The 21364-nt window shown below is 62.0% G+C and carries 15 protein-coding genes and 1 pseudogene; 10 read left to right on the top strand and 6 right to left on the bottom strand.

All coding sequences use genetic code 11. From position 1 onward, the window contains the following. From GV818_RS16065 to GV818_RS16075, 3 genes and pseudogenes are all read right to left on the bottom strand, one after another. Window positions 1-233, bottom strand: a pseudogene (locus GV818_RS16065) (DNA polymerase III subunit chi); the annotation flags it as partial. A gap of 7 nt (window positions 234-240) precedes the next feature. Further along, window positions 241-669, bottom strand: a complete 429-nt coding sequence (locus GV818_RS16070; RefSeq protein WP_161758070.1) for a DNA polymerase III subunit chi — start codon at window positions 667-669, stop codon at window positions 241-243. 60 nt (window positions 670-729) lie between these two features. Continuing rightward, window positions 730-2220 (bottom strand): leucyl aminopeptidase, encoded by a 1491-nt coding sequence (locus GV818_RS16075; RefSeq protein WP_161758069.1) that lies wholly within the window; start codon window positions 2218-2220, stop codon window positions 730-732. A gap of 306 nt (window positions 2221-2526) precedes the next feature. Between GV818_RS16075 and lptF the strand changes: the two genes are divergently transcribed. From lptF to pdxJ, 8 genes are all read left to right on the top strand, one after another. Further along, window positions 2527-3645 carry an LPS export ABC transporter permease LptF gene (lptF, locus tag GV818_RS16080; protein ID WP_161758068.1) on the top strand — a complete coding sequence of 373 codons (1119 nt, stop codon included), beginning with the start codon at window positions 2527-2529 and terminating at the stop codon, window positions 3643-3645. After that, the gene (gene lptG, locus GV818_RS16085; protein WP_161758067.1) at window positions 3638-4699 is read left to right on the top strand and encodes an LPS export ABC transporter permease LptG; all 1062 of its coding nucleotides are present in this window, start codon (window positions 3638-3640) and stop codon (window positions 4697-4699) included. Before lptF ends, lptG begins: the two co-directional genes overlap by 8 nt. Before the next feature lie 168 nt (window positions 4700-4867). Then, the gene (lepA, locus tag GV818_RS16090) at window positions 4868-6667 is read left to right on the top strand and encodes a translation elongation factor 4 (RefSeq protein ID WP_161758066.1); all 1800 of its coding nucleotides are present in this window, start codon (window positions 4868-4870) and stop codon (window positions 6665-6667) included. Between the two features lie 5 nt (window positions 6668-6672). Further along, window positions 6673-7527, top strand: a complete 855-nt coding sequence (gene lepB, locus GV818_RS16095) for a signal peptidase I (RefSeq protein ID WP_161758065.1) — start codon at window positions 6673-6675, stop codon at window positions 7525-7527. A gap of 216 nt (window positions 7528-7743) precedes the next feature. After that, window positions 7744-8433 carry a ribonuclease III gene (gene rnc, locus GV818_RS16100; RefSeq protein WP_161758064.1) on the top strand — a complete coding sequence of 230 codons (690 nt, stop codon included), beginning with the start codon at window positions 7744-7746 and terminating at the stop codon, window positions 8431-8433. Next, complete coding sequence (era, locus tag GV818_RS16105) at window positions 8426-9328, top strand: GTPase Era (protein ID WP_161758063.1); 903 nt, start codon at window positions 8426-8428, stop codon at window positions 9326-9328. The genes rnc and era overlap by 8 nt, the downstream gene beginning before the upstream one ends. 111 nt (window positions 9329-9439) lie before the next feature. Then, window positions 9440-10129, top strand: a complete 690-nt coding sequence (recO, locus tag GV818_RS16110; protein WP_161758062.1) for a DNA repair protein RecO — start codon at window positions 9440-9442, stop codon at window positions 10127-10129. Between the two features lie 135 nt (window positions 10130-10264). Then, window positions 10265-11011 carry a pyridoxine 5'-phosphate synthase gene (pdxJ, locus tag GV818_RS16115; RefSeq protein WP_161758061.1) on the top strand — a complete coding sequence of 249 codons (747 nt, stop codon included), beginning with the start codon at window positions 10265-10267 and terminating at the stop codon, window positions 11009-11011. A gap of 66 nt (window positions 11012-11077) precedes the next feature. Here the strand turns inward: pdxJ and mltF are convergent, their stop codons facing one another. After that, window positions 11078-12538 carry a membrane-bound lytic murein transglycosylase MltF gene (gene mltF / locus GV818_RS16120; protein WP_161758060.1) on the bottom strand — a complete coding sequence of 487 codons (1461 nt, stop codon included), beginning with the start codon at window positions 12536-12538 and terminating at the stop codon, window positions 11078-11080. A 287-nt stretch (window positions 12539-12825) separates the two neighbouring features. On the opposite strand from mltF, the gene purL reads away from it, so the two are divergent. Continuing rightward, window positions 12826-16722, top strand: a complete 3897-nt coding sequence (purL, locus tag GV818_RS16125) for a phosphoribosylformylglycinamidine synthase (protein ID WP_161758059.1) — start codon at window positions 12826-12828, stop codon at window positions 16720-16722. 5 nt (window positions 16723-16727) lie between these two features. Next, the gene (locus GV818_RS16130) at window positions 16728-17039 is read left to right on the top strand and encodes a Nif3-like dinuclear metal center hexameric protein (protein WP_161758075.1); all 312 of its coding nucleotides are present in this window, start codon (window positions 16728-16730) and stop codon (window positions 17037-17039) included. 70 nt (window positions 17040-17109) lie between these two features. Here GV818_RS16130 and nagE read toward each other — a convergent pair whose 3' ends face one another. Beyond that, on the bottom strand, window positions 17110-18816 hold the full coding sequence (nagE, locus tag GV818_RS16135) for an N-acetylglucosamine-specific PTS transporter subunit IIBC (RefSeq protein ID WP_161758058.1): 1707 nt from the start codon (window positions 18814-18816) through the stop codon (window positions 17110-17112). A 22-nt stretch (window positions 18817-18838) separates the two neighbouring features. Next, a complete protein-coding gene (ptsP, locus tag GV818_RS16140; RefSeq protein WP_161776995.1) occupies window positions 18839-21361 on the bottom strand; it encodes a phosphoenolpyruvate--protein phosphotransferase in 2523 nt (840 codons plus the stop codon). Window positions 21362-21364: the final 3 nt, after the last annotated feature.

Genomic DNA, 21364 nt, shown 5'->3' on the forward strand with positions numbered 1-21364 from the left:
GCTTGAACCGGGGCGGGTGCCGGTTGTGGCTTGGCCTTTACTGCCGGCTCAGGTTCGGCTGGGGCAGGAGGTTGATTGCCCACCATGTCGAACAGCAGGGGAATCTGTACTTCACTGCTGACCGTTTCGGTGAGCAGTGGCGGTTGCAGGTTGTCATCGCCGAGCAGTTGGCGGATCGACTCGAGGTCGTCCAGCAGGTGCGCGGGCTTTTGCAGAGGATTGGGAGTGTCCATCGGGTGCTCAGAGTCGCTGTAAACGGTGATCTTGCAGAGGATAGCCCTGTTCGCGATAGAAACGGAAACTCTCGCGGGCAGCCTGACGAATAGTCGGATCTTCCACCACCACCTCGGCAATCCGGGCGAAACGCTGGGCGAAGGAAGGGACTTTCAAATCCAGGTTCACCAGCAGATCGTTGTGCTCGCCGGGGTCCTGGCCCAGGCCGAGTACGATCAGGCCTTCAGGTTCGCTTTCCGCCGGGCCGTGGGGGACGAACGCTTCACCCTTGAAGCGCCACAGGCGGGCATCGAGTTCGTCTCGTTGCGCGGCATCGCTGCAATGCAGGTAGATGCGATGGCCCATGCGCCAGGCTTTATCGGTGAGCTTGCAGGCAAAATCCAGGCGCGCCGCAGGGTCCGCACTGGGAAGAATATAGAAGTCGACTTTGGTCATTGGGGTTCCTGAGCCGGAGAGGGCGGCGCCTTCGAGCGACGCCCTCCGCGGTCATGGTTTTCAGGCTTTGGCGCGGTCCAGCAGGTATTGGGTCAACAGGGGCACGGGACGGCCGGTGGCGCCCTTGTCCTTGCCGCCGCTGGTCCAGGCAGTACCGGCGATGTCCAGGTGCGCCCAGTTCAGGTTCTTGGTAAAGCGCGAGAGGAAGCACGCAGCGGTGATGGTCCCGGCTTTGGGGCCGCCGATGTTGGCGATGTCGGCGAACGGGCTGTCCAGTTGCTCCTGGTACTCATCGAACAGCGGCAGCTGCCAGGCGCGGTCGTCGGCTTGCTGGCCGGCGCTGAGCAGTTGGCCGATCAGCTCGTCATTGTTGCCCAGCAGGCCCGAGGTGTGGGCACCCAGGGCGACCACGCAGGCGCCGGTCAGGGTGGCGATATCGATCACTGCCTGAGGCTTGAAGCGCTCGGCATAGGTCAGGGCATCGCACAGCACCAGGCGGCCTTCGGCGTCGGTGTTGAGGATTTCCACGGTCTGCCCGCTCATGGTGGTGACAATGTCGCCAGGACGCGCAGCGCCACCGCTGGGCATGTTTTCGGCGCAGGCGAGGATGCACACCAGGTTGATCGGCAGCTTCAGTTCCAGCACTGCACGCAGGGTGCCGAACACGCTGGCAGCGCCGCCCATGTCGTACTTCATTTCGTCCATGCCGGCGCCCGGCTTGAGGCTGATGCCGCCGGTGTCGAAGGTGATGCCCTTGCCCACCAGGGCGTAGGGTTTCTCGGACTTCTTGCCGCCGTTGTATTGCATGACGATCAGGCGTGGCGGCTGGTCGCTGCCTTGGCCCACGGCATAGAACGAGCCCATGCCCAGTTCCTTGATCTTCTTCTCGTCGAGGACTTCGACTTTCAGACCCTTGAACTCCTTGCCCAGGGCCTTGGCCTGTTCACCCAGGAAAGTCGGGTGGCAGACGTTCGGCGGCTGGTTGCCCAAGTCGCGGGTAAAGGCCATGCCGTTGGCGATGGCCTGGGCGTGGGTCACGCCGCGCTGGACTTCGGCCTCGGCGGCCTTGATGGTCAGCAGGGTGATTTTCTTCAGGGCGCGAGGTTCGGCCTTCTGGCTCTTGTAGCGGTCGAAGACATAACCACCGTCCACCAGGGTTTCTGCCAGCAGGCGGGTCTTGCCGTAGCTGTCGCGGCCCTTGACCACGACCTCATCCAGTGCCAGCACGGCGTCGCTGCCGCCCAGGCCCTTGAGGGTGGCGAGCACGCCGCTGATGATCTTGCGGAACGGGCGGTCGCCCAGTTCGCCATCCTTGCCGGTGCCTACCAGCAGTACGCGCTCGGCCTTGAGCTTGGCCACGCCGTGCAGCAGCAGGCTCTGGCCGACCTTGCCGGCCAGGTCGCCGCGCTTGAGCACCGCGCTGATAGCGCCACCGCTGAGTTCGTCGAGTTGCTTGGCAACGTTGCCGAGTTTGCGGCCTTCGCCAATGGCGACCACCAGAGTGGCGGTCTTCAACGTTTCCGGGCTAACGCTTTTTACAACCAGTTCCATGTCTGGGTCCCTGAATAAATGGTCAAAGAGCGCAGGAAAGACTCCGGCGCGTGGCTTATCTATATAGAAGAAGACGTCGCATGCTGCCGACGACAAAGCCGCCAGTTTGAACCTCGCTGCTTGCGACTGACAACCCTCGTCTTGGCCAAGTTCGCTGCTTTGGAGCGTCGGGTGAGCATCCTCCGTGACAGGCGCGCGCAATCACAGGATAATGCGCCATCTTTTTTCGGCGGCCCTGTGTCTGGGGCCGGCTCGATACGTTTGCTTGTTCGGCCGCCTTAGCCTGACAACCCTGGAGTGTCTGGTTTGATCGTCTTTCGTTATCTGTCCCGCGAAGTCCTGTTGACCCTGAGTGCCGTGAGCGCGGTGCTGCTGGTCATCATCATGAGCGGGCGCCTCGTCAAGTTTCTCGCCCAAGCCGCCTCGGGAGCCCTGGATCCGGGCTCGCTGTTCCTGGTCATGGGTTTTCGTTTGCCAGGCTTCTTGCAGCTGATCCTGCCTTTGGGGCTGTTCCTCGGCATCTTGCTGGCTTATGGCCGGCTCTATCTCGAAAGCGAGATGACCGTGCTGTCGGCTACTGGCATGAGCCAGCAGCGCCTGTTGGGCCTGACCATGATCCCGGCCACCCTGGTAGCCCTGCTGGTGGCTTGGTTGAGCCTGAGCCTGGCGCCCCAGGGGGCCAACCAGTTCCAGTTGCTGCTGAACAAGCAGGATGCCCTGACCGAGTTCGACACCCTGGTGGCGGGCCGCTTCCAAGCGCTGAACGACGGCACTCGGGTGACCTATACCGAGCAGCTGTCTGATGACCGGGCCAACCTTTCCGGGGTGTTCATCTCCGAGAAGCGCCTGAACCAAGAGAAGAAGGACCAGGGCATTTCGGTGCTGGTGGCCGAGAAGGGCCATCAGGACATTCGTCCCGACGGCAACCGCTACCTGATCCTGGAGAACGGCTATCGCTATGACGGCAATCCGGGCGAGGCCAACTACCGGGTGATCAAATACGATACCTACGGCGTATTGCTGGAACGGCCGGACATCAGCGACGAAGTCACCGACCGTGACGCCATGCCTACCGCCGACCTGATCGGCAAGGATGACCTGCGGGCTCGCGCCGAGTTGCAATGGCGTCTTTCCCTGCCGTTGCTGGTGTTTATCGTGACCTTGATGGCGGTGCCGCTGTCCCGGGTCAATCCGCGCCAGGGCCGCTTCCTCAAGCTGATTCCGGCGATCCTTCTTTATATGGCTTACCTGACCATCCTGATTGCCGTGCGCGGTGCGCTGGAGAAAGGCAAGATTTCGCCCGCTCTGGGTCTGTGGTGGGTCCACGTTCTGTTCCTGGTGATCGGCCTGGGACTGATGTACTGGGAACCCTTGCGTTTGAAATTGGCGAGTCGTCGCAGCATGAAGGAGATGGCTCGTGGTTAAGCTTGATCGCTACATTGGTAGCAGTGTGTTCATGGCCATTCTTGCGGTCCTGGGGATCATCCTCGGGTTGGCCTCGCTGTTTGCCTTTATCGATGAAATGGGCAATGTCAGCGACACCTATACCGTGATCGATGTCCTCAGCTACGTGGTTCTCACCGCGCCGCGTCGGGTCTATGAAATGCTGCCGATGGCCGGCCTTATTGGCTGCTTGATCGGTCTCGGTACCTTGGCCAGCAACAGCGAGTTGACCATCATGCGTGCCGCCGGTGTCTCGGTCGGCCGTATCGTCTGGTCGGTGATGAAGCCGATGCTGGTGCTGATGCTGGTGGGTGTGCTGGTAGGCGAATACGTGGCTCCGGCCACCGAGACCCAAGCCCAGGCCAGTCGTGCCTTGGCTCAGGGTTCTGGCGATGCGCAGAGCTCCAAGCATGGTCTGTGGCACCGCCAGGGTGATGAGTTCATCCACATCAACGCGGTGCAGCCCAACGGCCTGCTGTATGGCGTGACCCGTTACCACTTCGATGGCCAGCGCCACATGCTGTCGTCGAGCTTCTCCCGTCAGGCGCGCTTCCACGAGAACTACTGGCAGCTGACCGACGTCACCACCACCTACTTCCGCGACGGTCATACCGAAGTCATCAAAGTGCCTGAAGAGCGCTGGGACGTGGCTTTGAGCCCGCAATTGCTGAGCACCGTAGTCATGGCGCCAGAGTCGCTGTCCATCAGTGGCCTGTGGGGCTACATCCACTACCTGGCCGATCAGGGCCTGAACAACGGCCGCTACTGGCTGGCGTTCTGGGTCAAGGTTCTGCAGCCGCTGGTCACTGCGGCGCTGGTGTTGATGGCGATTTCCTTCATTTTCGGTCCGCTGCGTTCGGTGACCCTCGGTCAGCGGGTGTTTACCGGCGTCCTGGTGGGCTTCACCTTCCGTATTGCCCAGGACCTGCTGGGCCCTTCGAGCCTGGTGTTCGGCTTTTCGCCGCTGTTCGCGGTGCTGGTACCGGCGGGTATCTGTGCTGTCGCCGGCTTCTGGATGTTGCGCCGAGCCGGCTGATTCAGCGTTTTTACCAGGTGTTTAGCGCGACGCCCCGATCCCTGGATCGGGGCGTTTTTGCATTTGACAAGCGCTGACCGGCGAGCGTGACGCTTGTGCCGAGTATCAGGTACAATTCCCGGCTATTTTTCGGCGGGCCATGCCTGCAGCCTTTTTGAGTGTTCATCCGTGAGTGATTTGAGTCATATCCGCAATTTCTCCATCATCGCCCACATTGACCATGGCAAGTCGACTCTGGCCGATCGCTTCATCCAGATGTGCGGCGGCCTGGCCGAGCGCGAAATGGAAGCCCAGGTTCTGGACTCCATGGACCTTGAGCGTGAACGCGGGATCACCATCAAGGCCCACAGCGTTACCCTCTATTACAAAGCCAAAGACGGCATCAACTACCAGTTGAACTTCATTGATACCCCGGGCCACGTGGACTTCACCTATGAAGTCAGCCGGTCCCTGGCGGCCTGTGAAGGTGCTCTGCTGGTGGTCGACGCCGGCCAGGGCGTTGAAGCCCAATCGGTTGCCAACTGCTACACCGCCATCGAGCAAGGCCTCGAGGTGATGCCGGTGCTGAACAAGATCGACCTGCCACAGGCCGATCCAGAGCGGGTCAAGGAAGAGATCGAGAAGATCATCGGTATTGATGCCACCGACGCCGTGACCTGTAGCGCCAAGACCGGCCTGGGCGTGGACGAGGTGCTCGAACGCCTGGTGAGCACCATTCCAGCTCCGACCGGCAACATCGAAGATCCGCTGCAAGCGTTGATCATCGACTCGTGGTTCGACAACTACCTGGGCGTTGTCTCCCTGGTGCGTGTACGTCATGGGCGGGTGAAGAAGGGCGACAAGATCCTGGTTAAATCCACCGGCAAGATCCACTTGGTGGACAGCGTCGGCGTATTCAACCCGAAACACACCGCCACCGCCGACCTCAAGGCGGGTGAAGTGGGTTTCATCATTGCCGGCATCAAGGACATTCACGGGGCACCGGTGGGTGACACCCTGACCCTGAGCTCTACTCCTGACGTTGACGTGTTGCCTGGCTTCAAGCGCATCCAGCCGCAGGTTTATGCGGGCCTGTTCCCGGTCAGCTCCGACGATTTCGAAGACTTCCGTGAAGCCCTGCAGAAGCTCACCCTCAACGACTCGTCGCTGCAGTACACCCCGGAAAGCTCCGACGCGCTGGGCTTCGGCTTCCGTTGCGGGTTCCTCGGCATGCTGCACATGGAAATCATCCAGGAGCGCCTGGAGCGCGAATACGACCTGGACCTGATTACCACGGCGCCAACCGTTATTTTCGAGCTGTTGCTGAAGTCTGGCGAAACGATTTATGTCGATAACCCGTCCAAGCTTCCAGACCTCTCGTCCATTGACGATATGCGCGAGCCCATCGTTCGCGCCAATATTCTTGTGCCGCAAGAGCACCTGGGTAACGTCATTACCCTGTGTATCGAAAAACGTGGCGTGCAGCACGACATGCTGTTCCTCGGCAGCCAGGTCCAGGTGACCTATGATTTGCCGATGAACGAAGTGGTCCTGGACTTCTTCGATCGTCTCAAATCCACCAGTCGTGGTTATGCGTCGCTGGATTATCATTTCGATCGCTATCAGTCAGCTAATCTGGTGAAGCTGGATGTGCTGATCAACGGCGACAAGGTCGACGCCCTGGCGCTGATCGTGCACAAGGACAACGCGCACTACAAAGGTCGCCAGTTGACCGAGAAGATGAAAGAGCTGATTCCGCGCCAGATGTTCGACGTCGCGATCCAGGCCGCCATTGGCGGGCAGATCATTGCGCGGACCTCCGTCAAGGCACTCAGAAAGAACGTACTGGCCAAATGCTATGGCGGCGACGTGAGCCGTAAGCGCAAGCTGTTGGAAAAGCAAAAGGCCGGTAAAAAACGCATGAAGCAAGTGGGTAACGTGGAAATTCCACAAGAAGCCTTCCTTGCTGTGCTCAGGTTGGATAGTTAGGTCCTATGTCACTAAATTTCCCGCTGTTGCTGGTCATCGCTGTCTTCGTATGCGGTTTCTTGGCGTTGCTCGACCTGGTGCTTCTGGCACCGCGTCGGCGCGCAGCCATTGCCAACTATCAGGGCAGCGTCAGCCAGCCGGACGGGCTGGTGGTCGAGAAGCTGAACAAGGAACCCTTGCTGGTTGAATACGGCAAGTCGTTCTTCCCAGTGCTGTTTATCGTCCTGGTGCTGCGATCGTTCCTGGTGGAGCCGTTTCAGATCCCTTCAGGCTCGATGATGCCCACCCTGGATGTGGGCGACTTCATCTTGGTGAACAAGTTTTCTTACGGGATCCGCCTGCCGGTGATCGACAAGAAAGTCATCGAAGTCGGTGATCCGAAGCGCGGCGACGTGATGGTGTTTCGCTATCCAAGTGACCCGAACGTCAACTACATCAAGCGTGTAGTCGGCCTGCCGGGTGATCAAGTGCGCTACACCAGCGACAAGCACCTGTTCATCAATGGCCAGCCGGTGGCTGAGCTGTTGGTGGGCTCCCAGCCAGGGAGCCTGGGCAGCGCAGAGCTGTACAAGGAAAAACTCGGCGAAGTCGAGCACTTGATTCGCAAAGAGATGAGCCGCTACCACGCCCCGACCGAAGGTCAGTGGGTGGTTCCCGCCGGGCACTACTTCATGATGGGCGACAACCGCGACAACTCCAACGACAGCCGCTACTGGGACGATCCGAGTATTCCCAAGGACCTGCTGGGCATGGTTCCCGACAAGAATATCGTCGGCAAGGCCTTCGCCGTCTGGATGAGCTGGCCCGAACCGAAACTCAGCCACCTGCCGAATTTTTCGCGGGTTGGCCTGATCAAGTAATCACACGCGGCGCTGTTGAACACAGCGCCGAATGCTTTTCTGGCTCTTGTATAAAACGGCCTTGCCCTCAAGCAGTCCGTAGCAGGCGCATTGCCAGATGCATGCAGTCAACGATATTCAGGATGTGGATTTGAACACAGCGTTAATTGCCACCCGCACCTCGTGCGCGGCCCCTAGCATGGCGAATTTCGGTGACGAAATCAGCGTGGGTAAACCGTGAGCGTTTCTTTGAGCCGTCTCGAGCGTCAGCTCGGTTATACCTTCAAGGACCAGGAACTGATGCTCCTGGCCCTCACTCACCGCAGCTTTGCCGGGCGTAACAACGAACGCCTGGAATTTCTCGGTGATGCCATCCTCAACTTCGTCGCCGGTGAAGCGCTGTTCGAGCGTTTTCCCCAGGCTCGCGAAGGCCAGCTGTCGCGTTTGCGCGCGCGCCTGGTGAAAGGTGAAACACTGGCGGTACTGGCCCGTGGTTTCGACCTGGGTGAATACCTGCGACTGGGTTCCGGTGAGTTGAAGAGTGGCGGTTTCCGCCGTGAGTCGATCCTCGCCGATGCCCTGGAAGCCCTGATAGGTGCAATCTACCTGGACGCCGGCATGGAAACTGCCCGTGACCGCGTACTGGCCTGGCTGACCTCGGAGTTCGAGAGCCTGACCCTGGTGGACACCAACAAGGACCCCAAGACCCGGCTGCAGGAGTTCCTCCAGTCCCGCGCCTGTGAACTGCCACGCTATGAAGTGGTGGATATCCAGGGCGAGCCGCACTGCCGGACATTCTTCGTTGAATGTGAAGTCACCTTATTGAATGAAAAAAGCCGAGGTCAAGGTGTGAGCCGTCGCATTGCCGAACAGGTAGCGGCCGCTGCAGCACTGATTGCCCTGGGCGTGGAGAATGGCCATGACTGATTCAACCGCAACACGCTGTGGCTATGTCGCCATCGTCGGCCGCCCCAACGTAGGCAAGTCGACGCTGCTCAACCACATCCTCGGCCAGAAGCTGGCGATCACCTCGCGCAAGCCGCAGACCACTCGTCACAACATGCTCGGGATCAAGACCGAAGGCGCCATCCAGGCGATCTACGTCGACACCCCCGGCATGCACAAGAGCAACGAGAAGGCTCTCAACCGCTACATGAACAAGACCGCCTCGGCGGCCTTGAAAGATGTGGACGTGGTGATTTTCGTGGTCGACCGCACCAAGTGGACCGACGAGGACCAGCTGGTTCTCGAGCGTGTGCAGTATGTGCAGGGCCCGGTGATCCTGGCGATCAACAAGACCGATCGCATCGAGGACAAGGCTGATCTGATGCCGCACCTGGCCTGGCTGCAGGAACAGCTGCCGAATGCCGAGATCGTTCCGGTATCGGCCCAGCAGGGGCATAACCTCGAAGCCCTGGAAGGCCTGATCGCCAAGCACCTGCCGGAGAACGATCACTTCTTCCCGGAAGACCAGATCACCGACCGCAGCAGCCGCTTCCTTGCCGCCGAACTGGTGCGCGAGAAGATCATGCGCCAGCTGGGCGCCGAGCTGCCGTACCAGATCACCGTGGAAATCGAAGAGTTCAAGCAGCAGGGCAAGACCCTGCATATCCATGCCTTGATTCTCGTCGAGCGTGACGGCCAGAAGAAAATCATCATTGGCGACAAGGGTGAGCGGATCAAGCGCATCGGCATGGAAGCGCGCAAGGACATGGAGCTGTTGTTCGATTCCAAGGTCATGCTCAACCTCTGGGTCAAGGTCAAGGGTGGCTGGTCCGACGATGAGCGCGCCTTGCGCTCCCTGGGCTACGGCGACCTCTGAAACCCTTCGCCGGCAAGCGGGCTCCTGCGGTTGGAGCCGGCGTGCCGGCGAACAGGCTCTACACCCCTTTTGGACCCGGTTCCCTCTCTGCCCCTGAGAATCCTCGCAACCATGTCCAGCAACGCCCCAGTCGGTCAACTCGCTTACGTCCTGCACAGTCGCGCCTACCGCGAAAGCAGCGCGTTGGTGGATTTCCTTACCCCTCAGGGTCGCTTGCGCGCAGTACTGCGCAGTGCCCGGGGCAAGGCCGGAACTCTGGCGCGACCTTTCGTGCCGTTGGAAGTCGAGTTTCGTGGCCGTGGCGAACTGAAGAATGTCGGGCGCATGGAGAGCGCCGGCATCGCCGCCTGGCTCAATGGCGAAGCGCTGTTCAGTGGTCTCTATCTGAATGAGCTGTTGATCCGCCTGCTGCCTGCGGAAGATCCCCATCCTGCGGTGTTCGATCACTACGCTGCGACCTTGCTGGCCTTGGCTGAAGGTCGTCCCCTGGAGCCCTTGCTGCGCGCCTTCGAATGGCGACTGCTGGATGACCTGGGCTATGGCTTTGCCCTGGACAGCGACATCCACGGCGCGCCCATCGCCGCCGATGGCCTGTACCGCCTGCAGGTGGATGCCGGGCTGGAGCAGGTTTTCCTGCTGCAGCCGGGGTTGTTCAACGGCACTGAACTATTGGCCATGGCTGAAGCCGACTGGAGTGCGCCCGGCGCGTTGTCGGCGGCCAAGCGCCTGATGCGCCAAGCCCTGGCGGTGCACTTGGGTGGCCGGCCGCTGGTCAGTCGCGAGCTGTTCCGCAAGCCCTAGGTTCTGTTATCGCTGGTTGGCTGGTGGCGGCATTCCAGCGGCTGCTGGGGCAACGCGACTCATGAGCAAATGGCAACAGACCCTGTTCTCCCCGTATGCTGTGCGCCGAATCTTCATTTATTCAGGAGCGCTTCCGTGAGCACCAGCAATCGCATTCTTCTTGGCGTGAACATCGACCACGTTGCCACCCTGCGTCAGGCCCGAGGCACCCGTTACCCTGACCCGGTCAAGGCAGCGCTGGACGCGGAAGAGGCGGGCGCCGACGGCATCACCGTGCACCTGCGCGAAGATCGCCGGCACATCCAGGAGCGCGACGTTCTGTTGCTCAAGGATGTGTTGCAGACGCGGATGAACTTCGAGATGGGCGTCACCGAAGAGATGATGGCCTTTGCCGAACGCATTCGTCCGGCACACATTTGCCTGGTGCCGGAAACCCGTCAGGAGCTGACCACCGAAGGTGGCCTCGATGTGGCAGGGCAGGAGGCACGGATCAGCGCGGCGGTGGAGCGACTGTCGAAAATCGGCGCAGAAGTGTCGCTGTTCATCGACGCCGACGAGCGCCAGATCGAAGCCTCCAAGCGGGTCGGTGCGCCGGCCATCGAGCTGCACACCGGGCGTTACGCCGATGCCCAGACGCCGAGCGAAGTGGCAGAGGAGCTGCAACGCATTGTCGATGGCGTTGCCGTGGGGGTGGCGCAGGGCTTGATCGTCAATGCCGGTCACGGCCTGCATTACCACAACGTCGAGGCCGTGGCAGCGATCAAGGGCATCAACGAATTGAACATCGGCCACGCCTTGGTGGCCCATGCGTTGTTTGTCGGTTTCAAAGGTGCTGTGGCAGAGATGAAGGCGCTGATCCTGGCGGCTGCGGCCAAGGCCTGAGTGGTCTTGGCCGTTAAGCCGGTTCCTACACCGCCTCTGTAGGAGCCGGCTTGCCGGCGAATGCTTTTAAAGCGGCGGGTTTTCTTCTGGCGGCTTGGTCTTGTTGACTCCCGGCACGTGCAGGTTGCCCTCGGCGACCTGATCGCCTTCCAGCTGCGGCTGAGTCACCCAGGTGAGGATGTCGTAGTAGCGGCGGATGTTGGCGACGAAATGCACTGGCTCGCCGCCCCGGGCGTAACCGTAGCGGGTCTTGCTGTACCACTGCTTCTGCGACAGGCGCGGCAGCATCTTCTTCACGTCCAGCCACTTGTTCGGGCTCAACCCTTCTTTCTGCGCCAGCTTGCGCGCGTCTTCCAGGTGGCCGGTGCCGACGTTGTATGCGGCGAGGGCAAACCAGGTGCGATCCGGTTCCTCGATCTTGTCGTCCAGCTGTTCCTTGATATAGGCCAGGTACTTGGCCCCGCCGCTGATGCTCTGCTTGGGGTCCAGGCGGTTGGACACGCCCATGGCCTGGGCAGTGTTCTGGGTCAGCATCATCAGCCCGCGCACGCCGGTCTTGGAGGTCACCTCGGCCTGCCACATGGATTCCTGGTAGCCGACGGCCGCCAGCAGGCGCCAGTCGAGCTTCTCTTGCTTGGCCGAGGTCTTGAAGTGTTTCTCGTACTTGGGCAGGCGCTGCTGCAGGTGCTGGGCAAAGGTGTAGGCACCGACGTAGCCGAGCACGTCCACGTGACCGTAGTAACGGTCCTTGAGGCGTTGCAGGGTGCCGTTCTTCTCCACCTTGTCGAGGAAGCTGTTGATCTCGTTGAGCAGGCTGTTGTCGTCGCCGGCGGCCACCGCCCAGCTCTGACTGCGGGCGTCACCGAGGTCGAAGGCCACCCGCACGTTGGGGAAGTACACCTGGTTCATCGCCAGTTCATTGGAGTCCACCAGGGTCAGGTCGATCTGCCCTTCGTCCACCATGCGCAGCAGGTCGACCACCTCGACGGCGTCCGACTCTTCGTATTCGATGCCGGGGTACTTGAGCTTGAGCTCCGCCAGTTGCTCGGCGTGGGTGCTGCCCTTGAGCACCATGATGTGCTTGCCCACCAGGTCCTGGGCGGTCGTCGGGCGGGACTGGCCGTTGCGATAGATGACCTGGGGGGTGACTTCCAGATAGGGGTGGGAAAACCTGACTTGCTGCTTGCGCTGCTCGCTGCTCACCAGGCCGGCGGCAGCCAGCACCGGGCCCTTGGGTTGGCCCAGTTGGTCGAACAGGTCGTCAAGGTTGTCGGCGGTCTCGATCTTCAGCTCGACCCCCAGATCGTCGGCAAAGCGCTTCACCAGCTCGTATTCGAAGCCGGTCTCACCGTTGCGATCCTGAAAATAGGTGGCGGGGCTGTTGCGGGTGATTACCCGCAGCACACCATCCTCCTTTACGCGCTCAAGGGTGCTGGGTTTTTCAACACAGGCGCCGAGCATCAGGAAGAGTCCGGTTACGATGAGCCACTTGGCGCAGCGCGGACGTAAAGCCATAGGGGAAAACATTGGCGCAGTATACGCAAAGGATAACGGCCGCCATATCTCGACAGTGAAGGCCCAGTCTGCTAGCGATTGGCGACCTCGCCTGCAGCCCTCAAGAATGGGGCTTCGGGCGCCAATGTGACGATTAAAATAACCCTTCGCAATGAGCCCGATAAGCCTTTGTTATAAGGCGCTGGACCCGGGCCGACGTCCGGGGGCGCCTGGGCGTAGCGTTTCGAGTGCCGAGGCCTGCGGTTTACGTTAGAATGCACGGCCTCAAAGCACACCCCCTTCCCGAGGCTGTCCCGAAGATGTTGATCCTGCGCGGCGCTCCTGCCCTTTCTGCCTTTCGCCACAGCAAACTCCTTGAGCAACTGAGCCGATGCGTACCGGCTGTCAGTGGCTTGTATGCTGAATTCGCTCACTTCGCCGAAGTCACCGGCGTCCTGACCGGCGACGAACAGCAGGTGCTTGCGCGCCTTCTGAAGTACGGCCCAAGCGTACCGGTACAAGAACCGACCGGGCGTCTGTTCCTGGTGTTGCCGCGTTTCGGCACCATCTCGCCCTGGTCGAGCAAGGCCAGCGACATTGCCCGCAACTGTGGCCTGAGCAAGATCCAGCGCCTGGAGCGCGGCATTGCTTTCTACGTTGCTGGCCAGTTCAGCGATGTTGAAGCGCAGCTGATCGCGGATGTCCTGCACGACCGCATGACCCAGATCGTGCTGGGCAACCTGGAACAGGCTGCCGGCCTGTTCAGCCATGCCGAGCCGAAGCCGTTGACGGCCATCGACATCCTTGGCGGCGGTCGCGCCGCCCTGGAAAAGGCCAACAGCGAGTTGGGCCTGGCACTGGCCGAGGACGAGATCGACTATCTGGTCACGGCCTTCCAGGGCCTCAAGCGCAACCCGCACGACATCGAACTGATGATGTTCGCCCAGGCCAACTCCGAGCACTGCCGCCACAAGATTTTCAACGCCAGTTGGGATATCGACGGCCAGAGCCAGGAAAAAAGCCTGTTCGGCATGATCAAGAACACCTACCAGATGCACAGCGAAGGCGTTCTGTCCGCTTATAAGGACAACGCTTCGGTGATCGTCGGTAACGTTGCCGGTCGTTTCTTCCCGGACCCTGAGACCCGCCAGTACGGCGCGGTGCAGGAACCGGTGCACATCCTGATGAAAGTCGAGACCCACAACCACCCGACGGCGATTGCCCCGTTCCCCGGTGCCTCCACCGGTTCCGGTGGCGAGATCCGCGACGAAGGTGCAACCGGTCGTGGCGCCAAGCCCAAAGCCGGCCTGACCGGGTTCACCGTATCGAACCTGCAGATCCCGGGTTTTGAACAGCCCTGGGAAGTGCCTTACGGCAAGCCCGAGCGCATCGTCACCGCGCTGGACATCATGATCGAAGGCCCGCTGGGCGGCGCCGCGTTCAACAACGAATTTGGCCGTCCGGCCCTGACCGGTTATTTCCGTACCTTCGAACAGTCGATCACCACGCCACGTGGCGACGAAGTTCGTGGCTACCACAAGCCGATCATGCTGGCGGGCGGCATGGGTAACATCCGTGCCGAACACGTACAGAAAGGCGAGATCGAAGTCGGCTCCAAGCTGATCGTCCTGGGTGGCCCGGCCATGTTGATCGGCCTGGGCGGCGGTGCTGCTTCTTCCATGGCCACCGGCACCAGCTCGGCAGACCTGGACTTCGCCTCGGTACAGCGCGAAAACCCGGAAATGGAGCGCCGCTGCCAGGAAGTCATCGACCGTTGCTGGCAATTGGGTGAGAACAACCCCATCAGCTTCATCCATGACGTCGGTGCGGGTGGCTTGTCCAACGCCTTCCCGGAACTGGTCAACGATGGCAATCGTGGCGGCCGTTTCGAACTGCGCAATATTCCAAACGACGAGCCGGGCATGGCCCCGCACGAAATCTGGTCCAACGAATCCCAGGAACGTTATGTCCTGGCTGTTGGCGCTGCTGATTTCGAGCGTTTCAAAGCCATCTGTGAGCGTGAGCGTTGCCCGTTCGCGGTAGTCGGCGAAGCCACTGCCGAGCCGCAACTTACGGTCACGGATAGCCACTTCGGCAACAGTCCGGTGGACATGCCGCTCGAAGTGCTGCTGGGCAAGGCGCCGCGCATGCACCGTTCGGCCGTTCGCGAGAACGAGTTGGGTGATGACTTCGATCCGTCGACCCTGGACATCGCTGACTGCGTTGAACGTGTTCTGCATCACCCGGCCGTAGCCAGCAAGAGCTTCCTGATCACCATCGGTGACCGCACCATCACCGGCCTCGTGGCCCGTGACCAGATGGTGGGTCCATGGCAGGTTCCGGTAGCCGACGTTGCCGTCACCGCTACCAGCTTCGACGTCTACACCGGTGAAGCCATGGCCATGGGCGAGCGTACTCCGCTGGCCTTGCTGGACGCTCCGGCGTCGGGCCGCATGGCCATCGGCGAAACCCTGACCAACATCGCCGCTTCGCGCATCAACAAGATTTCCGACATCAAGCTGTCGGCCAACTGGATGTCCGCTGCCGGCCATCCGGGTGAAGACGCGCGTCTGTACGACACTGTCAAAGCCGTTGGCATGGAGCTGTGTCCTGAGCTCGGCCTGACCATTCCGGTGGGCAAGGACTCGATGTCCATGGCCACCCGCTGGAGCGATGAAGGCGAAGACAAGAGCGTGACTTCGCCGCTGTCGCTGATCGTGACCGGCTTTGCGCCTGTGGCTGACATTCGTCAGACCCTGACGCCAGAGCTGCGCATGGACAAGGGCATCACCGACCTGATCCTGATCGACCTCGGTCGCGGGCAGAACCGCATGGGCGCCTCGATTCTCGCGCAGACCCACGGCAAGCTCGGCAACCAGGCTCCGGACGTTGATGACGCCGAAGACCTCAAAGCCTTCTTCGCGGTGATCCAGGGCCTCAACGCCGACGGTCACCTGCTGGCTTACCACGACCGTTCCGACGGTGGTGTGCTGGTCAGCACCGTGGAAATGGCGTTCGCTGGCCACTGTGGCCTGAGCCTGAACCTCGACGGCCTGGCAGAAACTTCTGCCGAAATCGCAGCGATCCTGTTCAACGAAGAGCTGGGTGCGGTCATCCAGGTTCGCCAGGATGCCACTCCGGACGTACTGGCTCAGTTCAGCGCTGCCGGCCTGGGCGACTGCGTGGCGGTGATCGGCCAGCCGGTCAACAACGGCCACATCGATATCGAGTTCAACGGCGAAAGCATCTTCGCCGGCGAGCGTCGTCTGCTGCAGCGCCAGTGGGCTGAAACCAGCTACCAGATCCAGCGTCTGCGTGATAACGCCGACTGCGCCGAACAAGAGTTCGATGTGCTGCTGGAAGAAGATAATCCGGGCCTGAGCGTCAAGCTGGGCTTTGATGTGAACCAGGACATCGCCGCACCGTATATCAAGAAAGGTGTACGTCCTCAGGTTGCCGTACTGCGTGAGCAGGGCGTCAACGGCCAGGTGGAGATGGCGGCGGCATTTGACCGTGCCGGCTTCAACGCGATCGACGTGCACATGAGCGACATTCTTGCCGGCCGTGTCGACCTGAACGAGTTCAAGGGCATGGTCGCCTGCGGTGGCTTCTCCTACGGCGACGTACTGGGTGCCGGTGAGGGCTGGGCCAAGTCGGCATTGTTCAACAGCCGTGCCCGTGATGCTTTCCAGGGTTTCTTCGAGCGTAACGACACCTTCACCCTTGGCGTGTGCAACGGTTGCCAGATGATGTCCAACCTGCACGAGCTGATCCCGGGCAGCGAGTTCTGGCCGCACTTCGTGCGCAACCGTTCCGAGCAGTTCGAAGCGCGCGTGGCGATGGTTCAGGTCCAGGAGTCGAACTCGATCTTCCTGCAGGGCATGGCCGGTTCGCGTATGCCGATCGCCATCGCTCACGGTGAAGGGCATGCTGAGTTCGAAAGCGAGGAAGCCTTGCTCGAAGCCGATCTGTCCGGCTGCGTGGCCCTGCGCTTCGTCGACAACCACGGCAAAGTGACCGAGAAGTATCCGGCCAACCCGAACGGTTCGCCGCGCGGGATCACCGGTCTCACCAGCCGCGACGGCCGCGTCACCATCATGATGCCGCACCCTGAGCGAGTGTTCCGTGCCGTGCAGAACTCCTGGCGTCCGGAAGAGTGGAATGAAGATGCGGCGTGGATGCGCATGTTCCGCAACGCTCGCGTCTGGGTGAACTGAGGCTGATGTACAAGCTCAGCTTTTTCGTGCCTCCCAGCCATGTGGAGCAGGTCAAGAACGCCGTATTCGCCGCCGGTGGCGGTCGTATCGGCGACTATGACCAGTGCGCCTGGCAGGTGCTTGGCCAGGGTCAGTTTCGCCCGTTGGACGGCAGTCAGCCGTTTCTCGGGCAGGCCGGCCTGGTGGAGCGGGTGGAGGAGTGGAAAGTCGAGCTGGTGGTGGCCGATGAATTGATCCGTTCGGTGGTGATGGCGCTCAAGCAGAGTCATCCCTACGAAACGCCAGCCTATGAAGTCTGGCGCCTGGAAGCGTTCTGAGGTTATTCACCAATAAAAAGCCCGCTGAACCGGAAACGGTCAGCGGGCTTTTTTGTGTCTCAAGGCACCCTCAAGCTCCAGCACTTACCTCCTGGTGCATCAGCGACTGCAACGCCACCTGCAGGCCACTGGCCTTTTCGCCAATCAGCACATGCCAGACGTCTCCCTCCAGCCGCCGTGTGCCCTGGCAACCCAGTGCCTTGAGCGTGGACTCCGACAAGCTCCGGCTGTCACTCAATTGCACCCGCAACCGGGTCAGGGCTACACAATCCATTTGCAGCAGGTTGTCGCGGCCGCCGAGGGCGTCGAGCCATTGCTGTGCTTCCGGTACGGGAATGTCGATCTGCCGTGGGGCGGGTTCAAGGGTTGGGGGCACCGTGGTGCTGGCCGACGTCGGCAACGCCTGACGGATTTCGTCGGCAATGCTGTCGGCCATCGGTCCGACCACCACTTGCAGGCTGCCACCCTTGCCGGGGCGCACTACGGCCATGGCCCCCAAGGCCTTCAGTTCCGCATCAGCGGCCCGGCTGCGATCCGCCAGTTCCAGGCGCAGACGAGTGGTGCAGGCGCCAACCGTGATCAGGTTGGCTGCGCCGCCCAGGGCCTTGATATAGGCACTGGCCAGTTGGTCGGTACTGAGCTCGGTCTTTTCGCTGGACGGGCTGTCCTCGCGACCCGGGGTCTTGAGGTTGAAGCGCCGGATACAGAAGTCGAACACCAGGTAGTACACCACGGCATACAGCAGCCCCACCGGAAATACCTTCCAGCCGTTGGTCGAGCGACCCCAGCCCAGGGCCATGTCGATGGCGCCACCGGAGAAGGTGAACCCCAGGTGGATATTCAGCAGATTGGTCAGGGCCATGGCCAGCCCGGTGAGCAACGCGTGCAGCAGATACAACAGCGGAGCGAGGAACATGAAGGCGAATTCGATGGGCTCGGTGACCCCGGTCAGGAACGAGGTCAGGGCCATGGACAGGAAGATCCCGCCCATTACCTTGCGCCGCTCCGGCAAGGTGTTGCGGTACATGGCCAGGCAGGCAGCGGGCAGGCCGAACAGCATCATCGGGAACATCCCGGTCATGAACTGGCCGCCCTTGGGGTCGCCGGCGAAGTAGCGGGTCAGGTCGCCGGTAACCACCGCACCGGTGGCCGGGTCGGTGAAGCTGCCAAAGATGAACCAGGCCATGTTGTTGAGGATGTGGTGCAGGCCGGTGACGATCAGCAGGCGGTTGAACACGCCGAAGACGAAGGCACCGAAGCTGCCGCTTTCCAGCAGCAACTGGCCGAAGTTGTTGATCCCGTGTTGGATCGGCGGCCAGATCAGGCCAAACACTACCCCAAGGCCAACGGCCGTGAAGCCGGTGGCGATCGGCACGAAGCGCCGGCCGCCGAAGAATGCCAGGTACTCCGGCAGCTTGATGTCCTTGAAGCGGTTGTACAGCGCACCCGCCATCAGGCCGCTGATGATCCCGGCGAGCATGCCCATGTTGATGCTGGCATCCAGTACCTTGAGGGTCGAGATCATCACCAGATAGCCGATGGCTCCGGCCAGCCCTGCGGTGCCATTGTTGTCCTTGGCAAAGCCCACGGCGATGCCGATGGCAAAGATCAGCGCCAGGTTGCCGAAGATCGACTGCCCGGCATCGTGGATGATCGCGATGTTCAGCAGGTCGGTGTCACCCAGGCGCAGTAGCAGGCCGGCGATGGGCAGGATGGCGATGGGCAGCATCAGCGCCCGGCCGAGGCGTTGCAGGCCCTCGATGAAATACTGGTACATGGCGTCTCTCCTGGAGTTCTTGTTATGGGTGCAGAGGCCAATGCCGTGCGCAGGCCTGGCGGACTGCGGCGGCGCCGGGGAGGTTGAGCAATGACTGGGCGAGGTGCCGGCACTCGGCCGCATCCAACTGGCGTACCCGGTCTTTGATCTCGCCCACTTGCGGTGGGCTTACCGACAACTCGCTGACCCCGAGGCCGATCAGCACCGGCGTGGCCAGTGGGTCGCAAGCCAGGGCGCCGCAAACCCCGACCCAGCGTCCATGGCGGGCGGCGCCGGCGCAGGTCTGGGCGATCAGCCGCAGCAGGGCGGGATGCAGGGCATCGACCCGCGCGGCCAGCCCGGCATGGTCACGGTCCATGGCCAGGGTGTACTGGGACAGGTCGTTGGTGCCGATGGACAGGAAGTCGGCGTGTTCCGCCAGTTGCTCGGCCATCAGCGCAGCCGCTGGCACTTCGATCATCACCCCCAGCTCCGGGCGCTGGGCCAGGCCCAGTTCGGCGGCCAGCGCGTCCAGGCGCTGGCGGATCTGCAGCAGTTCGGCGACTTCGGTGACCATCGGCAGCATCACTCGGCAGCGCTGCAGTGGCGTGACTTGGAGCAGTGCGCGCAATTGCTGGTCCAGCAGTTCCGGGCGCGCCAGGGCCAGCCGGATGCCTCGCAGGCCGAGCACCGGATTGGCCTCCACCGGCAGCGGCAGGTAGTCCAGTTGCTTGTCGCCGCCGACGTCGATGGTGCGGATGATCACCGGCTTGTCGCCCATGGCATCCAGCACTGCCTGATAGGCCTGTCGCTGTTCGACTTCGTCTGGCGCGGAGTGGCGATCGACGAACAGGAACTCGGTGCGCAGCAGGCCGACGCCATCGGCGCCACCCTGGTGTGCTTCCCGGGCTTCTTCGCTGGAGGCGACATTGGCCGCCACTTCGATCTGCTGGCCGTCCCGGGTCAGGGCGCTGGCATGGGCTTGCTGTTGCTGTGACTGGCGACGTTGTCGGCGTGAGTCAGCGGTTTGTTGCACTTGCTCGATACGGCGAGGGTCCGGGGCCAGCTCCAGGCGTCCGCCATCGGCATCCAGCACGACCTGTTGGCCGTTGCCGATGCCCAGCACTTCCTGGCCCAGGGCTACCAGGCAGGGCAGGCCCTTGCCCCGGGCAAGAATCGCCACGTGAGAGGTGGCGCCGCCGGCGGCCATGCACAGGCCGGCCACGCCCTGGGCACTGAGTTGCAGCAGGTCGGAGGGGGTCAGTTCCTCGGCGGCGACAATCGCCCCGGCCGGCAGATCGCAGTGCCAGGCCTCTCCCAGCAGCGCGCGTAGCACTTGCTGTTGCAGGTCTCGCAGATCATTGGCGCGCTCTGCCAGCAGCGGGTTGCCCAGTTGCTGCAGCACCTGGCATTGCTCGGTGATTGCCGCGCTCCAGGCGTGGGTGGCGGCACGTCCCTGAGCGATCGCCGCGTCGCTGGCATCGAGCAGGGTCGGGTCTTCGAGCAGAGCCAGGTGAGCGTTGAAAATATCCTGCTCTTCCTGGTTTCGACGTTGTCTGGCTTGCTCCAGGGTGTGCCGGATATCCCGACGTACCTGGTCCAGGGCCGCACTCAGGGCGAGGCGTTGGGCTTGCGGCTGATGCTCGCCGAGATCTTCCGGGAGCGCTATGGCGTTGAGCCGGAACAACGGGCCGCTAACCAATCCCGGGGCGGCGCAGACGCCATGTAGCACTCCATCCTCTGTGGGGCGGTGGGCGATCTGGGCGGGCGCCGGGGTGGCGGCGTGAGTATCTGCCGCCAGGGCGGTGCCCAGGGTCTTGAGCAGAGCCTGCAAGGCCTCTTGGCAATCGGCGCCCTGGCAGCTGACCAGCACTTCATCCTGCTCGCCGATGCCCAGGCCCATCAGGGCCATCAGGCTGGAACAGGAGGCACTCTGGTCCTTGAAAATCAACTGTGATCGGCTGCTGAAACCCTCGGCAGTCTGGCGCACCAGGGCGGCGGGGCGGGCATGCAGGCCGCCGCGATGGGCGACCTTGATCCGGGCGCTGGCCTGTTCGCTGGAGTGTGCCTGGGTCTGTGCCTGGGCAGCCTGGTTTGCCCTGGGGGTGATGTGCAGCAGTGGCTCGCCGACCTTGACCGATGACAGGGGCAGGTGGCGCAAGTCGAAACCCTCGCCGTTGGTCAGGATCAGCAGGCTGATCAGGCTTCGGCAGTGCTGCGCTACGTAGTCGAGGTCAACCCACAGCAAGGGTTGGCCGGCATTCACCTGTTGCCCTTCCTCCACCAGCAGGGCGAAACCTTCACCTTGCAGCTCGACGGTGTCCAGGCCCAGGTGCAGCAGCAGTTCGGCGCCGTTGGCAGCGCGCAGGGTCACTGCATGGCCGGTACGCGCCACCTGGATCACCTGGCCGGCGCAGGGCGCATGCAAGGTGTTGTTGAGAGGGTCGATGGCAATCCCGTCACCCATGGCGCCGCTGGCGAACACCGGGTCGGGAACGCTGCGCAGCGACAGCACGGGCCCGCTTAACGGGGCACTGAGCGTCAGGTCGTTATTGTTGTTGTGCATGGC

The organism is Pseudomonas sp. Fl4BN1 (genome assembly GCF_009908285.1).
In the GTDB taxonomy this organism is placed as follows: domain Bacteria; phylum Pseudomonadota; class Gammaproteobacteria; order Pseudomonadales; family Pseudomonadaceae; genus Aquipseudomonas.